We start from the raw sequence: 18,874 nt of genomic DNA on the forward strand, positions 1-18,874 counted from the left end.
ACGAGCGGGACGGGGACGGCGTCCCGCAGGGCGGTGATCAGGCCGTGGTCGAGGGTGGCGGTGCGCTCGGTCATCGCGTGCGAGGAGCCGACGGCGACGGCGAGCGCGTCGACGCCGGTGTCGGCGACGTACGCGGCGGCCTCCGCCGGGTCCGTGCGCACGCCGGGCGCGTGGGCGTCGAGCGGGGCCTCGCCCTCCTTCCCGCCGACCCGGCCGAGCTCGGCCTCGACCCAGACCCCGCGCTCGTGGCCCCAACGGACCGCGTCGGCGGTGGCCTTGACGTTGTCCCCGTAACTCAGCTTCGACGCGTCGAACATGACGCTGCCGAACCCCTCGGCGTGCGCCTGCCGCAGCAGTTCGACGGAGACGACGTGGTCGAGGTGGAGCGCGAGCGGGGCGGAGGAGGCGCGGGCGACGGCGCTCGCGGCGGCGGCGAGGGGGGCGAGGCGGCCGCCGTGGAACTTCACGGCGTTCTCGGACACCTGCAGGACCGCGGCCACGCCGGCCTGCTCGGCGCCGGCGGCGACGGCCTCGGCGTGCTCGAGCGTGATGACGTTGAACGCGGCGAGGCCGTGGCGGGCGGAGCGGGCGGTGGCGACGAGATCGGCGGTTCGGACGAGGGGCATGGGGTTGGCTCCTGGCGTCTTGTGTCGGGTGGTCGCCCACTCCGTTGTGGGCATACGTTCCGCCCTGGGGGTCCCCCGGACGAAGTCCGGGGGAGGAACGCATGCCCGCGACGTGGGGCGGTCACGCCGCCGGCGCTCGGGCCTCTACCGATACCTCTTGCAGGAGGCTCTCGTACGTCTCCTTGTCGAATTCGCCGGCGACCGGGGAGAGGACCGTCGCCGTGGACAGGGCGACCGCGCGGGTCAGGCGGTCGGGCCAGGGGAGTTGGTCGACGAGGGCCGAGAGGAGGCCGGCTACCGCGGCGTCGCCGGCGCCCGTCGGGTTGCCCTTGACCGTCGTCGGCGGGGTGGCCTGCCAGAGGCCGGTCGGGGTGACTGCGAGGAGGCCGTCCGGGCCGAGGGAGGCGACGACCGTGTGCGCGCCCCGGCGGCGCGCGTCGCGCGCGGCGCGCTGGGGTTCGCGGGCGCCGGTGAGCTGGGCCAGCTCGTCGGTGTTGGGCTTCACGATGTCCGGGCGGGCCGCGATCCCGCGTCGCAGCGGTTCGCCGCTGGTGTCCAGCAGTACGGGGACCCCCGCGCCTCGGGCCGTGCGTATCAGCTCCGCGTACGCGCCCACGTGGATGCCCGGCGGCAGGCTGCCGCACAGGGCCACCGCATCGGCTGCGGGCAGGAGTTCGCCGTACCGGTTGAGGAAGGCGGACCACTCCTCGGGCGTGACGGCGGGGCCGGGCTCGTTCAGCTGGGTGGTGTCGCCGGTCGTGGCGTCGACGACGGCGAGCGTACGACGCGTGTTGCCGCTGATCGGGACGAGCGCGTCACGGACCGGGCAGCGGGCGAGCAGATTGCGCAGGACCGCGCCGTTGGGCCCGCCGGCGAAACCGGTGACGACGGTGTCGTACCCCAGCTCGCCCAGCACGCGGGCGACGTTGACGCCCTTGCCGCCGGGCCGTTCGAGGACGTGGGTGACGCGGTGCGAGGCGTGCGGGGTCAACGCGGGGACGCGGTACGTCAGATCGAGCGCGGTGTTGAGGGTGACCGTGAGAATCACCTGCCGCACCCCCCTGGTAAGCGCTTGCCGTCCTGTCCGGAAGCTCGTTCGCGCCCTGATCATGCCAAAGAGAAGGCGGTTGGCCCAGACCCTGAACCAACCGCCTTTGAGTCAAATGATGGTGAAATCACCCCAGTTGGGGGTCAACCACCCACACGCCGCCGCGCATCACGCCCTTGAGCTCGAAGTCCTCGTCGAGGACGACGAGGTCGGCGTCCTTGCCGGGTTGGAGGGAGCCGACCCGGTCGTACATGCCGAGCAGGCGGGCCGGGTTGGCGGAGATCGCCTGCACGATCGACTCGACGGGGAGCTTGTCGATCGTCGCGGCACGCTTGAAGGCGCGGTCGAGGGTGAGCGTCGAGCCGGCGATCGAGCCGCCCTCGACGAGCCGCGCGACGCTGTCCTTCACCTCGACTTCCAGGGGGCCGAGCATGTAGCGGCCATCGCCGAAGCCTGCGGCGTCCATCGCGTCGGTGATGAACGCGACCCGCTCCGGGCCCGCGTGATGGAACGCCAGCTCCAGGGCGGCGGGGTGGAGGTGGGTGCCGTCGTTGATGAGCTCGACGGTGATCCGCTCGTCCTCCAGGAGGGCGGCGATCGGGCCGGGGGCGCGGTGGCCGAGGCCGGGCATGGCGTTGTAGAGGTGCGTGGCGACGGTGGCGCCGGCGTCGATGGCCTCGACGGTCTGCTCGTACGTGGCGTCGGTGTGGCCGATGGCGGCGATGACGCCGTGCTCGGCGAGGAGCCGTACGGAGTCGAGGCCGCCGGGCAGCTCGGTGGCGAGGGTGACCATCTTGGCCCGGCCGCGGGCCGCGTCGATCAGCTTGCGGACCTCGGCGGGGTCGGGGTCGCGCAGCAGGGTCTCGTCGTGGGCGCCCTTGCGGCAGGGGGAGATGAACGGGCCCTCGAAGTGGATGCCGGCGAGGTCGCCCTGCTCGGCGAGCTCGGAGAGCAGGCCGGCGCGCTGGGTGAGGAAGTCCATGTCGCCGGTGACGAAGGAGGCGACGACGGTGGTCGTGCCGTGCAGGCGGTGGGTGTGGACGCCCTTGAGGACGTCGTCGACGGTGCCGGAGGTGAAGGACGCGCCGCCGCCGCCGTGGTTGTGGAGGTCGACGAAGCCGGGGACGAGCCAGTGGCCGGAGAGGTCGACGGTGGGGGTCTCGGCGTGCGTTCCCCCAAGCTCTCGGCTTCGATCGAGCAGGGAGGTACCCCCATCCGCGATGCGGCCGCCTTCGACGATCACGCGTCCGTTCTCGACGATCCCGGTCGGCAGCACGACTCGTGCGCCGGCGAGAACCTTGCGATCGGCCATCAGGCGGATACCTCCGGGTCGTGGGGGGTCTGGGGGGCTTCGTGGGTGAGCAGGTCCCAGGCGAGGAGGCCGGCGCCCAGGCAGCCGGCGGTGTCCCCGAGGGCCGCCGGGACGATGGCGGGCAGCTTCTGGAAGGTCACGCGCTCCTCCACGGCTGCCCGGAGGGGTGTGAACAAGGTTTCCCCCGCCTCGGCGAGCCCGCCACCGATGATGAGCGTGCGGGGGTCCAGCAGGGTGAGCGCGGTGACGAGGCCGTCGGCGAGGGCGTCGACGGCGGTCTGCCAGACGCGGGCGGCGGCCGGGTCGCCGGACTCGACGGCCTTGGCGCAGTCGGCGGCGTCGGCGTCGGGGTCGCCGGAGGCGGCGGCCCACGCGTGGGAGAGGGCGGAGGCGGAGGCGTACCGCTCAAGGCAGCCGCGCTGGCCGCAGCCGCAGTCGGCGCCGCCGGGGCGGACGACGATGTGGCCGATCTCGCCGGCGTAGCCGTGGGCGCCGGCCTCGATGCGGTCGCCTATGCCGATGGCGCCGGCGATGCCGGTGCCGAGGGGGACGAAGAGGAACCGGTCCGCACCGTTGCCGGCGCCGATGCGGCCCTCGGCGAGGCCGCCGGTGCGGACGTCGTGGCCGAGGGCGACGGGGATGCCGTCGAGGCGCGCGCTGAGCAGGGCGCGCAGGGGGACGTCGCGCCAGCCGAGGTTGGCGGCGTAGACGGCGATGCCGCGGTCGGCGTCGACGATGCCGGGGACGGCGAGGCCGGCGGCGGAGGCGGGCTGTCCGTACCGCTCCTCGCCGAGCGCGCGCAGCTCCTCGGCGAAGCCGAGGATCGTCTCGACGACGGCCTCGGCCCCGCGCTCGCGCCCGGTGGCCCGCCGGGCCTCGTGCAGCAGTGCCCCGTCCGCCCCGACGAGGGCGGCCTTCATGCCGGTGCCGCCCACATCGAGGGCGATGACGTGTCTCACGGGTGACAGTCTGACCCGTCGCCCCCCAACAGGTCTAGTCCACTGCCCGAGATTGTTGCGCGCCCATACAAATCCCCGGCCGGCGCCCCTCAGCCCAAGATCACGCTGCGCGTCAGATTCCGCGGGCGGTCCGGGTCCTGTCCCTGGGATTCGGCCAGGGTCACCGCCAGGCGTTGGGCTCGGATCAGGTCGGCCATGGGGTCTGCCGGTGAGGTGATCAGGGTGCCGCCCACGCCGGTCACGTCGGCGGCCAGGCCCTCCGGGGGCGCGCCGAAGATCCAGGTCACGCGGCCGGGGGCCGTGATGGAGATGGGGCCGTGGCGGTACTCCATGGCCGGGTACGCCTCCGTCCAGGCGCCTGCTGCCTCGCGCATCTTCAGGGCGGCCTCCAGGGCCAGGCCGTACGTCCAGCCTCGGCCCAGGAAGGTCCACTGTTCCGCCGCTGCCAGCGCCTCCGGCAGGGGTTCGTCCACCGCCAGTTCCGCGTCCAGCGCGGCCTTCTCGACCGGCTTCAGGCCCGGTACGTCGCCCAGGCCGGCGCGCAGGAACGCCAGGGCCGTCGTCGCGAAGCGGGTTTGGACCACCGACTCCTCGTCCGCCCAGTCCAGCACCGCCACCGCGTCCGCCGCGTCCATCACCGGCGTCTTCGGGTCCGCCGTCAGCGCCACCGTCGGCACCTTGCCCTTGAGCGCGTACAGCAGCTCCAAAACCTCCGTCGTCGTGCCCGATCGAGTGATCGCGACGACCCGGTCGTACGAGCGCCCCGCCGGGAACTCCGACGACGCGAACGCGTCCGTCTCGCCCAGCCCCGCCGCCTCCCGCAGCGCGGCGTACGCGATCGCCATGAACCACGACGTGCCGCAGCCCGTCACGGCGACCCGCTCGCCCGGCTGCGGCAGGCCCTCGAACGACGCCGCGGCCTGAGCCGCTCGGCGCCAACAGGCGGGCTGGGTGGCGATCTCGGCTGCGGTACGGGACATACGAGTCTGCTCCTCGAGGTGAGTGAAACGCGCGTTGCGGAAGCGATACCCGAGTGGTGTAGACCTCATGCCTTTCTATGGGGGAAAATCGCGGTTCAACGACGAACCAAAGGTGGGTTAACGCTGTGCAGCGGCGATTTCTCGGACTGACCTCGACGATCGCCGCGCTGGGCATGACCGCCGTGCTCGCCGGCTGCGGGGTGACCGGCGGGGACGGCGACGTCACCCTCAAGCTGGTCGCCGCCGACTACGACCTGACCGGCGGCGACTCCACCGAGAAGTACTGGGCCGAGCTCACCGCCGCGTACGAGGCCGATCACCCGGGCGTTGACATCGATGTCCAGATCGAGTCCTGGGACGACGTCGACCGCAAGGTCGCCGAGCTGGTCGACGCCGGCCAGGCCCCCGACATCGCCCAGATCGGCGCGTACGCCGACTACGCCGCCGCCGGCGACCTCTACTCCGCCGACGAGCTGCTCTCCGTCCCCGTCCAGGCGAACTTCCTCGCCCCGCTGATCTCCGCGGGCGAGATGAATCGCGTCCAGTACGGCATGCCGTTCGTCGCCTCCACCCGGCTGCTCTTCTACAACAAGAAGCTCTTCGCCGACGCCGGGATCGAAAAGGCCCCGACCACCTGGGGCGAGCTCGCCGCCGCCGCGCGGAAGCTGAAGCGGGAGAAGGTCGCGTACCCCTTCGCTCTGCCGCTCGGGCCGGAGGAGGCCCAGGCCGAGACCATGATGTGGCTGCTCGCCGGCGGCGACGGCTACACCGACGACTCCGCCCGCTACGTGATCGACTCCGAGTCGAACATCCGTACCTTCCAGTGGCTGCGCACCGAGCTGGTCGATCCCGGCCTCACCGGCCCCGTCGCCCCCGGCAAGCTCAACCGCAAGGCCGCGTTCGCCGCCTTCGCGCGCGGCGAGGTCGGCATGCTCAACGGCCACCCGTCGCTGATGCAGGAGGCCGCCAAGCAGGGCGTCGAGATCGGGATGGTCCCGCTGCCCGGCCGCGACGGGGCGGCCCAGGCGAGCATGGGCGTCGCCGACTGGATCATGGGCTTCAAGCAGAACGACCACCGCAAGGAGATCGGCTCGTTCCTCAACTTCGTCTTCAGCGACGAGAACGTGCTGAAGTTCGCCGGGGACAACGACCTCCTGCCGGTCACCGTCAGCGCCTCCTACGCGATGGAGTCGAACCCGGAGCACGCCGCCCTCGCGCCCTTCCTCCAGGCGCTGCCTCACTCGCGGCTCTACCCGGTCGGCAAGACCTCCTGGGCGCAGGTCAGCGAGAACGTCAAGAAGAAGATCGGCAAGGCCGTCGACCCGGCCGGCTCGCCCGCCGGCGTGCTCGGAACGATCGGCCGCGAGGCGACGACCGCCGAGGACGCCGAGTGACGACCGCCGAGGACGCCGAGTAGGGACGCCGAATAGGTTGGTCGTATGAACGACGAACCAGAGGGTGGGGACGCGGAACCCGAGCGCGCGCTCGGCGAGCGGGAGCGCGCCGTGCTCGCCGTCGAGCGCCGTTCCTGGCCGGGACCCGGCGCCAAGGAGCGCGCCGTGCGCGAACAGCTCGGGCTCTCCCCGGTCCGGTACTACCAGCTGCTCAACGCGCTGCTCGACGACCCGCGCGCCCTCGCCCACGACCCCGTCACGGTCAACCGGCTGCGGCGGGTCCGCGCCGAACGTGAGCAGCGACGCTGACGCGGACGCGGAGCGTCGGTAGGGTCGTGGGCATGGTCAGCAGCCTGCCGCACCCGACCACCTCCGCCGGCCGCGACGGCCTGGCCGCGCTTCTCGCGCGTCCCGCCAAGGCCGTCGTCGCCCTCGACTTCGACGGGACGCTCGCCGAGATCGTCCCCGACCCCGAGCAGGCCCGCGCCCACCCCGGCGCGGTGCCCGCCCTCTCCGCGCTGGCCCCGCAGGTCGCCTCGGTGGCCGTGATCACCGGTCGGCCGGCCGGCGTCGCGGTCCGCCACGGCGGCTTCGCCGGGGTCCCCGGCCTGGAGCATCTCGTCGTCCTCGGCCACTACGGCGCCGAGCGCTGGGACGCCGTCACCGGGACCGTCCACGCGGCCGCCGTGCCCCCGGGCGTCGCCGCGGTCCGGGCCGAGCTGCCCGGCTTCCTGGACGGAGTCGGGGCGTGGCCCGGCACGTGGATCGAGGAGAAGGGCCGCGCGGTCGCCGTGCACACCCGGCGCGCGACCGACCCGGAGGGCGCGTTCGAGGCGCTGAAGGGCCCGCTCGGCGAGCTGGCCGCGCGCCACGGCCTGGTCCTGGAGCCGGGCCGGATGGTCCTGGAGCTGCGCCCGCCCGGCATGGACAAGGGCAAGGCGCTGGCGGAGTACGTCCGCGAGAGCGGCGCGGAGGCCGTGCTGTACGCGGGCGACGACCTGGGCGACCTGCCCGCCTTCGCCGCCGTGGAGAAGCTCCGCTCGAACGGCGTCCCCGGCCTGCTGGTGTGCAGCGGCTCGACGGAGGTCCCGGAACTGGCGGAACGGGCCGACCTGTCGGTGCCCGGCCCGTCCGCGGTGGTGTCCTTCCTGGCCGCACTCGCCGAGGCGGTACGGACGGCCGACTGAGAGCCGCCGCCCGGGTTGGCGCGGGCGGACGGCCGGCTGAGAGCCGCCGCCCGGGTAAGAGCAGCCGGACGGCCTTACGCGCCGGGCAGCGCCCGCAGCGCCTCCAGCTGGTCGCGGAACCACAGCTGCGGCGGCAAGGCCGTCGCCGCCGCGGCCAGGCGCTTGGTGCGCTCCGCGCGCTCCGCGCGGCCCATCGACAGGGCCCGCTCCAGCGCGTCGGCCGTCCCCGTCACGTCGTACGGGTTCACCGCAAGAACGTCCTCGCTCAGCTCCTCGAACGCCCCCGCCTCCCGCGACAGGACCAGGACGCAGCCCTCGTCGGAGACCACCGGGACTTCCTTGGCGACCAGGTTCATGCCGTCCCTGATCGGGTTCACCAGCGCCACGTCGGCCAGCCGGTAGGCGGCGAGCGAGCGGGCGAAGTCGTCCTTGACGTGCAGCACCACCGGCGTCCAGTCCGCCGAGCCGTACCGCGCGTTGATCTCCTCGGCCACCCGGGCGACCTCCGCCGTGTAGTCCCGGTAGACCGCCAGGTCCTGCCGCGAGGGGTAGGCGAACGCCACGTGCACCACCCGGCCGCGCAGCTCGGGTCGGGTCTCCAGCAGATGCCGGTACGCGTGCATGCCGCGCACGATGTTCTTCGACAGCTCCGTGCGGTCCACCCTGACGATCGCCTGGCGGCCCTCGCCGATCTGCTCCCGCAGCGCCGCCATCGCCGACTCCACGTCGGGCCGGTGCGAGCGCTCCCGCAGGAAGTCCGCGTCCGCGCCCAGGCCGTGCACCCCCAGCTCCGTGCCGCCCGTGCCGCCCACGACCGCCTCGCAGCAGGCCGCGAACGCGTCCGCCCAGCGCCGGGTCAGGAAGCCGAGCCGGTCCGCGCCGAGCATCCCGCGCAACAGCTGCTCCGCGATGTCGTCCGGCAGCATCCGGAAGTACTCGGGCGGCGCCCACGGGGTGTGCGAGAAATGGCCGATCCGCAGGTCCGGGCGGAGCGCGCGGAGCATCCCCGGCACCAGCGCCAGGTGGTAGTCCTGCACCAGGACGCAGGCCCCGGTCGCCGCCTCGGCGGCCAGCGCCTCGGCGAAGGCCCGGTTGTACGCCTCGTACGACGCCCACTGCCGGCGGAACTCCGCGTCGAAGGTCGGCTCCAGCGGCGTCTGGAACAGCAGATGGTGGACGAACCACAGCACCGAGTTCGCGATCCCGTTGTACGCGTCCGCGTGCACCGCCGGGTCGATGTCCAGCATCCGCACGCCCGGCTCGCCGACGCCCCGCCGGACCGCCTCGCGGTCGCCCTCACCGAGCGCCGCGCACACCCACAGGCTGTCCTCGGCGGAGACCGCGCTCAACCCGGACACCAGCCCGCCGCCGCCCCGCCGGGCGTCGAGCGCGCCGTCGTCCCGCAGGACATAGGTGACCGGACCACGGTTGGAGGCGACGAGAACAGAAGCCATGTGCCGAACCTAGCCCGTCCGGTATCCGCTCAAACGTACGGCCGGAGATCATGGCGAGGATCAGTCACCACGGCGAGGACGGGTCGGCGTGACGAGGGTCGGCCGGCATGGCGAGGATGGGTCAGCGGTCGCGCCGGCCGCGTAGTGCCGCCCTGGCCACGGCGCCCGTCCCGCTCAGCGCCAGCACCAGCCCGCCGAGCAGCCACAGTCGCTCGCCGTGCGCGCCTGCCGCCAGCACGTGCGTCCCCTGCGTCAACCATGCAAACCGCATGAAACGGAAATCTAGCCAGGGCGCGAAACCGTCCGCCGTCACGCCACGCGGCGCCGCGCGTACTCCGCGATCTCCGCCATCGGCGGCCGCTCCTCCGTGTCGACCGGGTACGTCCGCGGCACGAAGCCCGTGCCGCCCTCCTCGTCCCGCTCGAACTGGGTCAGCCACGGCCGCACCAGATGCCCGCGCGACAGCCGGACCTGCGCGGTCCGGTAGATCGCCGCCGCCATCCGGCCCAGCGCCTGCCCGCTCTGGTGCCGGTGCTTGCGCACCCCCACGTCCACCTGCGCCAGCGCGTCCAGGCCCACCGTGTGCAGCGCGTCCACCAGGAGCCCGAGCTCCACCCCGTACCCGACCGGGAACGGCAGCCGCTCCAGGAGCGAGCGCCGGGCCGCGTACTCGCCGCCGAGCGGCTGCACGAAGCCGGCCAGCAGCGGCCAGTGCAGGTTGAGCAGCGGCCGCGCCACCAGCTCCGTCACCCGGCCCCCCTGCCCCGGCGTGTCCCCGAGCGGCCGGTCGTACATCGCCTTGACGAAGTCCACGTCCGGATCGGTCAGCAGCGGGCCGACGATCCCCGTGACGAAGTCCGCCGAGAAGTCCCGCAGGTCCGCGTCGACGAAGCACACGACGTCGCCGCTGGTCGCCATCAGCGACCGCCACAGCACCTCGCCCTTGCCCGGCACGGCCGGGATCCGGGGCAGCACCTCGTCCCGCGCCACCACGCGCGCGCCCGCCGCCGCGGCCACCTCCGCCGTTCGGTCCGTGGACCCGGAGTCGATCACCACCAGCTCGTCGACGAGCGGGACCGCCTCCGACATCAGCTCGCGCCGGATCACCGAGACGATGTCCCCGACCGTCGCCTCCTCGTCGAGCGCCGGCAGCACGACGCTCACCGTCGTCCCGCGCTTGGCCGCCAGGATCTGGTCGAGCGGACGATCGGCCACCGACCAGGAGCGCCGCCCTAGCCAGCGCTCCACTTCTTCCAGCACGTCCGTTACTCCCCAGTTGTGATCCATCTCGCGGTTCGGACGACTATCTCAAGCGTCCTTGCCTTCGGTTACAGTCTTGAACAACGCGGAGGCCCGATGCATGTCGGGGTCCCGACCGCGTCCCACAATCGAATACCGCTCATCCAGAGGGGCAGAGGGATACGGCCCGTTGAAGCCCCGGCAACCCTCCAGCCGGTCTCGTCCGCGTCGCGCGGCACTGAGGCTCCCGGCTAGGGAAGGTGCCAAATCCGTCTCATGGCGAAATGCGCCATGAGGAAGATGAGGAGAAAGGGCCTCCCCTCCATGGCTGTACAGACGGTTGCACACACCCCGAACGCCGAGAACGCAGTCGATCTCGGCCCCGCGTCCGGCCTTTCCTGTCGTGAGTGCGGCGAGCGGTTCGCGCTCGGCCCGATCTTCGCCTGCGAGCTCTGTTTCGGCCCGCTCGAAGTCGCGTACGACCTTCCCACCGGCGACCCCGAGGCACTGCGCAAGCAGATCGAGGCCGGCCCCGCCAACATCTGGCGCTACGCCCCGCTGCTGCCCGTCCCCGCCGACGTCGCCGACAAGCCGAACCTGAACCCGGGCTGGACCAAGCTCGTCCAGGCCGACAACCTCGCCCGCGAACTCGGCGTCGAGCCGGGCAAGCTCTTCGTCAAGGACGACTCCGGAAACCCGACGCACTCCTTCAAGGACCGCGTCGTCGCGCAGGCCCTGGAGGCCGCCCGCGCCTTCGGCTTCACCACCCTGTCCTGCTCCTCCACCGGCAACCTGGCCGGCGCCGTCGGCGCCGCGGCCGCCCGCGCCGGCTTCCGCTCCTGCGTGTTCATCCCGCACGACCTGGAGCAGGGCAAGGTCGTCATGGCCGCGGTGTACGGCGGCGAGCTCGTCGGCATCGAGGGCAACTACGACGACGTGAACCGCTTCTGCTCCGAGCTCATCGGCGACCCGCTGGGCGAGGGCTGGGGCTTCGTCAACGTCAACCTGCGGCCGTACTACGGCGAGGGCTCCAAGACGCTGGCGTACGAGATCTGCGAGCAGCTCGGCTGGCGGCTGCCCGACCAGATCGTCATCCCGATCGCCTCCGGCTCGCAGCTCACGAAGATCGACAAGGGCCTGCAGGAGCTCATCAAGCTGGGCCTCGTCGAGGACAAGCCGTACAAGATCTTCGGCGCCCAGGCCGAGGGCTGCTCCCCGGTGTCGGCCGCCTTCAAGGCCGGTCACGACGTGGTCCGCCCGCAGAAGCCGAACACCATCGCCAAGTCGCTGGCCATCGGCAACCCGGCCGACGGCCCGTACGTCCTGGACATCGCCCGCCGCACCGGCGGTGCGGTGGAGGACGTGACCGACGAGCAGGTGGTGGACGCCATCAAGCTGCTCGCCCGGACCGAGGGCATCTTCGCGGAGACCGCGGGCGGCGTGACCGTCGGCGTGACGAAGAAGCTGATCGAGGACGGTCTCCTCGACCCGACCCTGACGACGGTGGTCCTCAACACCGGCGACGGCCTCAAGACTCTGGACGCGGTGGCCGAGACCTCTCAGGCGACCGCGACCATCCGCCCGAGCCTGGACGCGTTCCGCGACGCCGGCCTGGCCAACTGAGCCGACTGAGCTGACTGAAAGGTAGAAGCATGAGCGTCAACGTCCGCATCCCCACCATCCTCCGCACCTACACGGGCGGCCAGTCCGAGGTCCAGGCGCAGGGCGCGACCCTCGCCGAGGTCATCGCGGACCTGGAGAAGAACCACACGGGCATCGCCGCCCGCGTCCTGGACGACCAGGGCAAGCTGCGCCGCTTCGTCAACGTGTACGTCAACGACGACGACGTGCGCTTCGAGCAGGGCCTGGAGACGTCGACGCCGGACGGCGCGGGCGTGTCGATCATCCCGGCCGTCGCCGGCGGCTGCTGAGCCGATCGCGCGGTTCGCGCGTTACCCGCGGTATCCGAATTGCCCTCTCCGCCGAGAAGCGGAGGGGGCAATTCTGCATGGTTGAGCGCGGTAGAGTTGGGGAAGTCCCCTCCGCTGCCCGTGCCATGCGCATATGAGAATGCGCCCGCACGCGACAAGAAGCAGCCAAAGTGCTCGCGTGTTGTGTACTTTTTGCGACCTTTGCCGGGCCCGACTTGCCCCGGAACTCAAGGGATTCTCCCTAATTCTCCTTTCTTAAGCGCCCAGAATTCTCGCCCGATTGACCTGTTGCAGAGGGCAGTTGGGCAGATACATTCAGCCGCGGTCGACGCGTTCCGGCGCAGGGTCTGACCCGGGTCCGCGAAGTGCGGTCCCGCGCAAGGGCCAGTAATAGGGGAGTTAGGCATGGCTCAGGGCACCGTCAAGTGGTTCAACGCGGAGAAGGGCTACGGCTTCATCGCGGTCGACGGTGGTGCGGATGTTTTCGTCCACTACAGCGCGATCCAGATGGACGGCTACCGCACCCTTGAAGAGGGTCAGCGGGTCGAGTTCGAGATCTCGCAGGGCCAGAAGGGTCCGCAGGCGGACATGGTCAAGCTCGCCGTCTGACCGCGGCGCGATCGGCCACCGACGCACTTCCGTCGAGGGGCCCGCATCCTGACCGGATGCGGGCCCCTCGCGCGTGTCCGGGAGCCGCCGCACCCCCCTGGCGACAGCCCGCCCGATCCCCGAGAGGCGCTTGCCCCCTCCCGTCGCCCGACCACCACTCCTCATCCGACGTCCCTTCGGGACGGCCTTGCACTCTCCTGGGTCGAGTGCTAATCATTGGCGTTAGCACTCTCCCAGTGAGAGTGCTTACGAGGATCGGGCAGACGAGGTCCGCAGGCCGGGCGGGGCAAGGAACCGCACGGCGCGCAGACCGTCCGTCGCGGGCGTCGGCGCGGTCCTGGAGCGTTATCCACCCCATGTCCGGGAGGACCACTTCACATGGCCAAGATCATCGCGTTCGACGAGGAGGCCCGGCGCGGTCTCGAGCGCGGCATGAACCAGCTCGCTGACGCCGTCAAGGTCACCCTCGGCCCCAAGGGTCGCAACGTCGTCCTCGAGAAGAAGTGGGGCGCCCCCACGATCACCAACGATGGTGTCTCCATCGCCAAGGAGATCGAGCTCGAGGACCCGTACGAGAAGATCGGCGCCGAGCTGGTCAAGGAAGTCGCCAAGAAGACGGACGACGTCGCCGGCGACGGTACGACCACCGCCACCGTTCTGGCCCAGGCCCTGGTCCGCGAGGGCCTGCGCAACGTGGCCGCCGGCGCCAACCCGATGGCCCTCAAGCGCGGCATCGAGAAGGCCGTCGAGGCCGTCTCCGGCGCCCTCCTCGAGCAGGCGAAGGATGTCGAGACCAAGGAGCAGATCGCTTCGACGGCCTCCATCTCCGCCGCCGACACCCAGATCGGCGAGCTCATCGCCGAGGCGATGGACAAGGTCGGCAAGGAAGGCGTCATCACCGTCGAGGAGTCGCAGACCTTCGGTCTGGAGCTCGAGCTCACCGAGGGCATGCGCTTCGACAAGGGCTACATCTCGGCGTACTTCGCCACCGACATGGAGCGTATGGAGGCGTCGCTCGACGACCCGTACATCCTGATCGTCAACTCCAAGGTCAGCAACGTGAAGGACCTCCTTCCGCTGCTGGAGAAGGTCATGCAGTCCGGCAAGCCGCTGCTGATCATCGCCGAGGACGTCGAGGGCGAGGCCCTGTCGACCCTGGTCGTCAACAAGATCCGCGGCACCTTCAAGTCCGTCGCCGTCAAGGCCCCGGGCTTCGGCGACCGCCGCAAGGCCATGCTGAACGACATCGCCATCCTCACGGGCGGCACGGTCATCTCCGAGGAGGTCGGCCTCAAGCTCGAGAACGCCGGCCTGGACCTGCTGGGCCGCGCCCGCAAGGTCGTCATCACCAAGGACGAGACCACCATCGTCGACGGCGCCGGTGACAGCGACCAGGTCGCCGGTCGGGTCAACCAGATCCGCGCCGAGATCGAGAACTCCGACTCGGACTACGACCGCGAGAAGCTCCAGGAGCGCCTCGCGAAGCTGGCCGGCGGCGTGGCCGTCATCAAGGCCGGCGCCGCGACCGAGGTCGAGCTCAAGGAGCGCAAGCACCGCATCGAGGACGCCGTTCGCAACGCGAAGGCGGCCGTCGAGGAGGGCATCGTCGCCGGTGGCGGCGTGGCCCTGCTGCAGGCCTCCGCGGTCTTCGAGAAGCTGGAGCTCGACGGCGACGAGGCGACCGGCGCCAACGCCGTGAAGCTCGCGCTGGAGGCCCCGCTCAAGCAGATCGCCGTCAACGGTGGTCTCGAGGGCGGCGTCGTCGTCGAGAAGGTGCGCAACCTTCCGATCGGTCACGGCCTCAACGCCGCGACCGGCGAGTACGTCGACATGATCGCCGAGGGCATCATCGACCCGGCGAAGGTCACCCGCTCTGCCCTGCAGAACGCGGCCTCCATCGCCGCGCTGTTCCTCACCACCGAGGCCGTCATCGCCGACAAGCCCGAGAAGGCCGGCGCGGCCGCTCCGGGCGGCATGCCGGGCGGTGACATGGACTTCTGAGCCCCTTAAGGCTCGGTAGTTCCCGCTCGTACGCGAAGGGCGGCACCCCGCGAGGGGTGCCGCCCTTCCGTCATGTCCGAGCGGATCAGATCACGTCGACGTCGTCCGGCGTCGCCGTGGAGTTGAAGTGCGCCGAGTCACCCAGGTACCGGATGAGGTAGCGCCCGTCCACGGTCGCCGGCACCCGGAAGGTGCACAGGCCGTTCGTCGCCGACTTCGAGGAGCCGAGCAGCCTCCACGTCGTCTGGCCCTTCGGTAGGAACCAGAGCCCGACCGCCTGCCCGCCGTACGGCTTCCAGGCGCCCGACACGTACTGCTGGAGCCCGCCGGTGACCGTCACGACCGCGCCCTTGCGCACCGGCTCGGGCGCGGCGTTGAGCGAGATGATCCGGGTCTGGGTCCGGCTGAGCCGCACGACCGCCCCGACGCTCTCGACGGCGACGTCCGTCGTCAGGTGGCGCGCCCGGTAGTAGCCGCCGAGCGTGCGCGCGGTGAGCGTGAACGTGCCCCCGTCGTACGCCGTGGCGGAGGCGATCTTCGTCCAGCCGGTGACGCCGTCCGCCGAGCGCTCCAGCTGCACCGGCTCCCCACCGAAGCCGCGGGAGAGGTCGTACACGCTGTGGAGGGTGCCGCGGAGGGTGAGCGTCGTGTCGGCCCCGAGCGTGGCCGTCGTCCCCTCGATCCTGGACTCCTCCGGCATCGCCAGCGGGCCGGACACCCGGCCGCTGAGGAAGACGTCCACGGGCCGGGCGGACCAGCCGCTCAGCCGGATCGCCGGGGTCCCGGTGAGCCGCGCGGTGAAGCCGCCGTCCGCGTCGGTGGTGACGACGCCGCCGTACTCGCTGCCCTGCTCGCCGAGCGAGACACGGACCTTCTCGCCGGCGAGCGGGGTGCTGTCGTCCGCCGCCACCAGCCGGCCCTTGACGGTGACGGTCTCGCCGGGCAGGGCCCGGGTCTTGTCCGCGGTGGCGGTCAGGGTGACCGCGCGCGGCTTCCATTCCATGAAGGAGCGCTCGGCGACGACGGATCCGTGGACCTGCTCGCCGGCCTCGGAGAACCGGGCCGTGAACGTGTCGCCCGTGACGGTGACGGGGTAGGGCGCGCCCGCGTAGGCGCCGCTGTCCGACGTGACGACGGACTGCACCGGGCTCTCCGTCGGGGTGGTCCGCTGGATGTCGATCGAGCGGCCGGGGATGACGACCTCGTCGCCGGAGCCGGGCTGAACGCCCTTCAGGGTGCCCGTCGGGCGCACGTTCCGGTCGTTCCACGACGGGACGCCGAGGTCGAGGGAGAGGACCGGCTTCAGGGTGAAGTCGAGGACTCCCGCGTCCTTTCGGGTGAGCGTGTTGCCCTTGCTGTCGGTCGCGGTGACGTCGATCGCGTACCGGCCGAGCTCGGGCACCGGTCCGCCGTCCTCGGTGAGCTTGAGCCGCGCGTCCTGCGGCAGGTCGAAGACGCCCTTGGCCCAGGACCGCTCGGTCAGGGAAGGGAGTTCGACGATGGTCTTGTCGCCCTTGCGGATGACGGCCGAAACGGCGGTGATCGTGCTGTCGGGCGCGTCGGTCCAGGCGGTGACCTGGAACGTGCCGCGGTCGTACTGGCCGGTGACGGCCCGGCCGATGCCGACCGTCGGGTCCTCCGCGAGGGCGGGCGCCGCGGTGGCGGTCAGGGCCAGCACGGTGGCGGCCGCGGTCAGCGAGGCTCTGAGGTCAGCGCGCATCGATGTACACCGCATTCGTCTCGCTGTAGAAGTAGCCGGTGAGCGGCTGGGTCGCCATCCCCCAGTGCCCGTCGCCGTAGTTGGTGGCCGTGAAGCTGAACCCGCCGTTGGCGGCGGTCTTCACGTTCCGCTTCACCCAGTACCACTGGCTCTCGCCGCGCGGCTTGAAGTACAGCGTCACGTACTGGCCCGCCGCCGGCTTCCAGACCCCGCCGACGTACTTCTGCACGGCGCCGGAGACGGTCATGGAGCCGTTCACGTTCGGCCGGGTGGGGCTGATCCGGAACCCGGAGAACCGGGTCGGGACGCGCGTCAGGAAGACCGGCGTCGAGTTGACCGTCACGAACTGGTCGGTCTCGGCGTGGACGACGCGGTAGTACGCGCGGACATAGCCGGGTGAGGTGATGTCGAAGGGGCAGTAGCCGGCGGCGCCGCCCTCGGACTTGCCCCACTTGAGGCTCTTCCAGGTCCGCCCGTCAAGGGAGTACTGGAGGACGAGCGGATCGTCCCCGCACCAGTTGGCGGTCATCCGGCCGGTGGCGCGGACAGTGCCGTACGGGTCGAGCGTGATGGCGAGGTTGGTGAAGGTGAACTTCTGCGGGACGGCGATCTCGCCGAGGGCGTACGGGGCGCCGGCGAGGAACGGCGACGGCCGTACGTGCGTGAACACCTGGGTCGAGAAGGTGCCCTTGGCCGGGTACGCGAACGTGCCGTCGGCCGCGGCGGCGGTCCCGCCCATGAGGCGGTCCACGGTGTGTCCGCTTGTGTCGGGCTGCTGCGGCGTCGACACGACCGGCGCGCCGGCGAACGGCTTCCAGCCGTCCGTCGTCAGGCGCTCGACGCGGCCGGTGACGTTGACGTCGGTGCCGTAGTAGACGCGGTGCTTGTCGAGACTCGCGGTGATCCGGTACTGGGTCGGCGCGACGGGCAGGCTCGGTACGAACTTGGCGTCGTCGGGGTCGGTGTCGGCGGCCGGCTCCACCACCGAGGCGGTGCCCCGATAGACGGACCCACCCAGCGTGAACGGCAGCGAGAAGGCGCCGCCCGCACCGGTGACGGCGACGGCCGACGGGTTCGGCACGCCTTGGCCGCTCGTGTCCAGGGCGACCTTCACCTGGGTGCCCGCACGGGCGGCCGTACGGACGCCGGTGGCCGGGTCGTACGTGACGGCGGTGCCCGACAGGACGACGTCACGGTGGTCGTAGTCGACGCTCCTGCGGTCGAACGACAGCTTCGCGACGCCCGTGTGCAGCTTGTAGCCGAGCGAGCCGCCGGTCCAGCGCTGCACCGTGCCGCCGGGCATCCGGTACTCCACGGAGACCGGGTACGTGCCGTACGCCGTGCCCTCGGGCAGCCGGATCGGCGCGTCCGTGGCCCAGCCCTCGCGCTTGTCGGTGACCCAGTCGTAGTCGTGCCACGACAGCTCGTCGGTCGACGCGAGCACGGCGGCGTCCGGGGCGGTGGACGCGAGGACGTTCACCTTCACCCAGAGCGCGTTGAACGGCAGCCCGATGTCGAGCCGCCCGTCGTCGAGCGTGGCGGTGCGTGTGACGGTCGCGGTCTCCGCGTAGGCCGCGGGCGCCGTGACGAGGGCGGGAGCAGCGACCCCCGCCGACAGAACGAAAACGGCCGCGGCACGCACGAGGGCATGCGGCGGCGTGCGCATTGAGCGCATCAAGGGACCCCCCACAGGTCAGTAAGGCAGCGCGCGTTGATCCTTTGCGGCTGCGTGGGAGCACGATAGCGCCTCTGCGTTGAACGCGTTCATTCATATGGCCCCGGGACGGGTGGGAGTGCCGCTCCCGGGCGGGTGCGCGATGCTGGTGGGAGGCGGCAGGACGGACGGGAGGTGTGGTGGACGAGGACTCGAACGGCCAGGGGCTGGTCGTGCCGCGGCTCGCGGCGGTCTCCCAGGCCGGCGAGGAGTTCGTGCTGCGGCGCTGGGAGATGGCCGACCTCCCCCTCGTACGGGAGGCGTCGACCGACCCGTACATCCCGCTCACGACCACCGTCCCGCCGGAGTACAGCCGGGCGGAGGGCGAGGCGTTCGTCCGCCGGCAGTGGACGCGGGCGGAGCAGGGCCAGGGCTACCCCTTCGTCGTCGAGCGCCGCTCCGACGCGCGCGCCGTCGGCACGGTCGGCCTCTGGCTGCGCGACCTCGCGGACGGGCGGGGGACCCTCGGGTACTGGATCTCCCCGCGCTGCCGGGGCGCGGGCGCGGCGGGCACGGCGCTGATCGCGGTCGCGGACTGGGCACAGCGGGAGCTGCGGATCCCGCGCCTCCAGCTCTTCGTGGAGCCCTGGAACACCGCCTCCTGCCGGACCGCGGAGCGCGCGGGGTTCGCGCGCGAGGGGCTGCTGCGGTCCTGGCAGGAAGTCGGCGGGGAGCGGCGGGACATGGTGCTGTACGGGCG

At 71.8% G+C, this 18,874-nt stretch carries 18 protein-coding genes and 1 riboswitch; of the genes, 8 read left to right on the forward strand and 10 right to left on the reverse strand.

What is annotated here, in order from left to right:
- From VIU94_RS02560 to VIU94_RS02580, 5 genes are all read right to left on the reverse strand, one after another.
- Window positions 1–626, reverse strand: a 626-nt coding sequence (locus tag VIU94_RS02560; RefSeq protein ID WP_331907038.1) for a class II fructose-bisphosphate aldolase, incomplete at its 3' end; no start/stop codon positions are given.
- Window positions 627–747: 121 nt separating this feature from the next.
- Window positions 748–1,674 carry a 1-phosphofructokinase family hexose kinase gene (locus tag VIU94_RS02565; RefSeq protein ID WP_331907040.1) on the reverse strand — a complete coding sequence of 309 codons (927 nt, stop codon included), beginning with the start codon at window positions 1,672–1,674 and terminating at the stop codon, window positions 748–750.
- 127 nt (window positions 1,675–1,801) lie between these two features.
- Window positions 1,802–2,986 (reverse strand): N-acetylglucosamine-6-phosphate deacetylase, encoded by a 1,185-nt coding sequence (gene nagA, locus VIU94_RS02570; RefSeq protein WP_331907042.1) that lies wholly within the window; start codon window positions 2,984–2,986, stop codon window positions 1,802–1,804.
- A complete protein-coding gene (locus tag VIU94_RS02575; RefSeq protein WP_331907044.1) occupies window positions 2,986–3,945 on the reverse strand; it encodes an ROK family protein in 960 nt (319 codons plus the stop codon). Before VIU94_RS02575 ends, nagA begins: the two co-directional genes overlap by 1 nt.
- A gap of 89 nt (window positions 3,946–4,034) precedes the next feature.
- Window positions 4,035–4,925, reverse strand: a complete 891-nt coding sequence (locus VIU94_RS02580) for an SIS domain-containing protein (RefSeq protein WP_331907046.1) — start codon at window positions 4,923–4,925, stop codon at window positions 4,035–4,037.
- A 125-nt stretch (window positions 4,926–5,050) separates the two neighbouring features.
- On the opposite strand from VIU94_RS02580, the gene VIU94_RS02585 reads away from it, so the two are divergent.
- Genes VIU94_RS02585 through otsB form a run of 3 tightly spaced genes read left to right on the forward strand, consistent with a single transcriptional unit; the run spans window position 5,051 to window position 7,506 of the window.
- The gene (locus VIU94_RS02585) at window positions 5,051–6,319 is read left to right on the forward strand and encodes an ABC transporter substrate-binding protein (RefSeq protein ID WP_524540621.1); all 1,269 of its coding nucleotides are present in this window, start codon (window positions 5,051–5,053) and stop codon (window positions 6,317–6,319) included.
- Window positions 6,320–6,364: 45 nt separating this feature from the next.
- The gene (locus VIU94_RS02590; protein ID WP_331907048.1) at window positions 6,365–6,628 is read left to right on the forward strand and encodes a DUF3263 domain-containing protein; all 264 of its coding nucleotides are present in this window, start codon (window positions 6,365–6,367) and stop codon (window positions 6,626–6,628) included.
- 32 nt (window positions 6,629–6,660) lie between these two features.
- Entirely contained in the window at window positions 6,661–7,506 is an 846-nt protein-coding gene (otsB, locus tag VIU94_RS02595; RefSeq protein WP_331907050.1) for a trehalose-phosphatase, read from the forward strand.
- Between the two features lie 74 nt (window positions 7,507–7,580).
- Here the strand turns inward: otsB and VIU94_RS02600 are convergent, their stop codons facing one another.
- The 3 genes from VIU94_RS02600 to VIU94_RS02610 all read right to left on the reverse strand — a co-directional run bounded on the left by VIU94_RS02600 (window position 7,581) and on the right by VIU94_RS02610 (window position 10,220).
- Window positions 7,581–8,960, reverse strand: coding sequence for an alpha,alpha-trehalose-phosphate synthase (UDP-forming) (locus VIU94_RS02600; RefSeq protein WP_331907052.1), 1,380 nt, complete (start codon window positions 8,958–8,960; stop codon window positions 7,581–7,583).
- 121 nt (window positions 8,961–9,081) lie between these two features.
- Entirely contained in the window at window positions 9,082–9,231 is a 150-nt protein-coding gene (locus VIU94_RS02605) for a hypothetical protein (protein WP_331907054.1), read from the reverse strand.
- Between the two features lie 38 nt (window positions 9,232–9,269).
- Window positions 9,270–10,220 (reverse strand): glucosyl-3-phosphoglycerate synthase, encoded by a 951-nt coding sequence (locus VIU94_RS02610; protein WP_331907056.1) that lies wholly within the window; start codon window positions 10,218–10,220, stop codon window positions 9,270–9,272.
- A gap of 136 nt (window positions 10,221–10,356) precedes the next feature.
- Window positions 10,357–10,506: riboswitch (SAM riboswitch) on the forward strand.
- Window positions 10,507–10,523: 17 nt separating this feature from the next.
- Here VIU94_RS02610 and thrC point away from each other — a divergent pair.
- The 4 genes from thrC (at window position 10,524) to groL (ending at window position 14,740) form a co-directional block, all read left to right on the forward strand.
- Window positions 10,524–11,822 (forward strand): threonine synthase, encoded by a 1,299-nt coding sequence (gene thrC / locus VIU94_RS02615; RefSeq protein WP_331907058.1) that lies wholly within the window; start codon window positions 10,524–10,526, stop codon window positions 11,820–11,822.
- 29 nt (window positions 11,823–11,851) lie between these two features.
- On the forward strand, window positions 11,852–12,130 hold the full coding sequence (locus VIU94_RS02620; RefSeq protein ID WP_331907060.1) for a MoaD/ThiS family protein: 279 nt from the start codon (window positions 11,852–11,854) through the stop codon (window positions 12,128–12,130).
- A gap of 405 nt (window positions 12,131–12,535) precedes the next feature.
- On the forward strand, window positions 12,536–12,739 hold the full coding sequence (locus VIU94_RS02625; protein WP_005315736.1) for a cold-shock protein: 204 nt from the start codon (window positions 12,536–12,538) through the stop codon (window positions 12,737–12,739).
- Window positions 12,740–13,117: 378 nt separating this feature from the next.
- Window positions 13,118–14,740, forward strand: coding sequence for a chaperonin GroEL (groL, locus tag VIU94_RS02630; RefSeq protein ID WP_331907062.1), 1,623 nt, complete (start codon window positions 13,118–13,120; stop codon window positions 14,738–14,740).
- 85 nt (window positions 14,741–14,825) lie between these two features.
- Here groL and VIU94_RS02635 read toward each other — a convergent pair whose 3' ends face one another.
- Both VIU94_RS02635 and VIU94_RS02640 read right to left on the reverse strand, forming a co-directional pair.
- Window positions 14,826–16,460, reverse strand: a complete 1,635-nt coding sequence (locus VIU94_RS02635; protein ID WP_331907064.1) for a hypothetical protein — start codon at window positions 16,458–16,460, stop codon at window positions 14,826–14,828.
- Window positions 16,450–18,126 (reverse strand): hypothetical protein, encoded by a 1,677-nt coding sequence (locus tag VIU94_RS02640; RefSeq protein ID WP_331907066.1) that lies wholly within the window; start codon window positions 18,124–18,126, stop codon window positions 16,450–16,452. The genes VIU94_RS02635 and VIU94_RS02640 overlap by 11 nt, the downstream gene beginning before the upstream one ends.
- Window positions 18,127–18,314: 188 nt before the next feature.
- Between VIU94_RS02640 and VIU94_RS02645 the strand changes: the two genes are divergently transcribed.
- Window positions 18,315–18,874 (forward strand): GNAT family N-acetyltransferase (locus VIU94_RS02645; RefSeq protein ID WP_331907068.1); only part of this gene is annotated, 560 nt, incomplete at its 3' end.

The sequence above is a fragment of the Streptomyces sp. genome (genome assembly GCF_036566765.1).
In the GTDB taxonomy this organism is placed as follows: domain Bacteria; phylum Actinomycetota; class Actinomycetes; order Streptomycetales; family Streptomycetaceae; genus Streptomyces.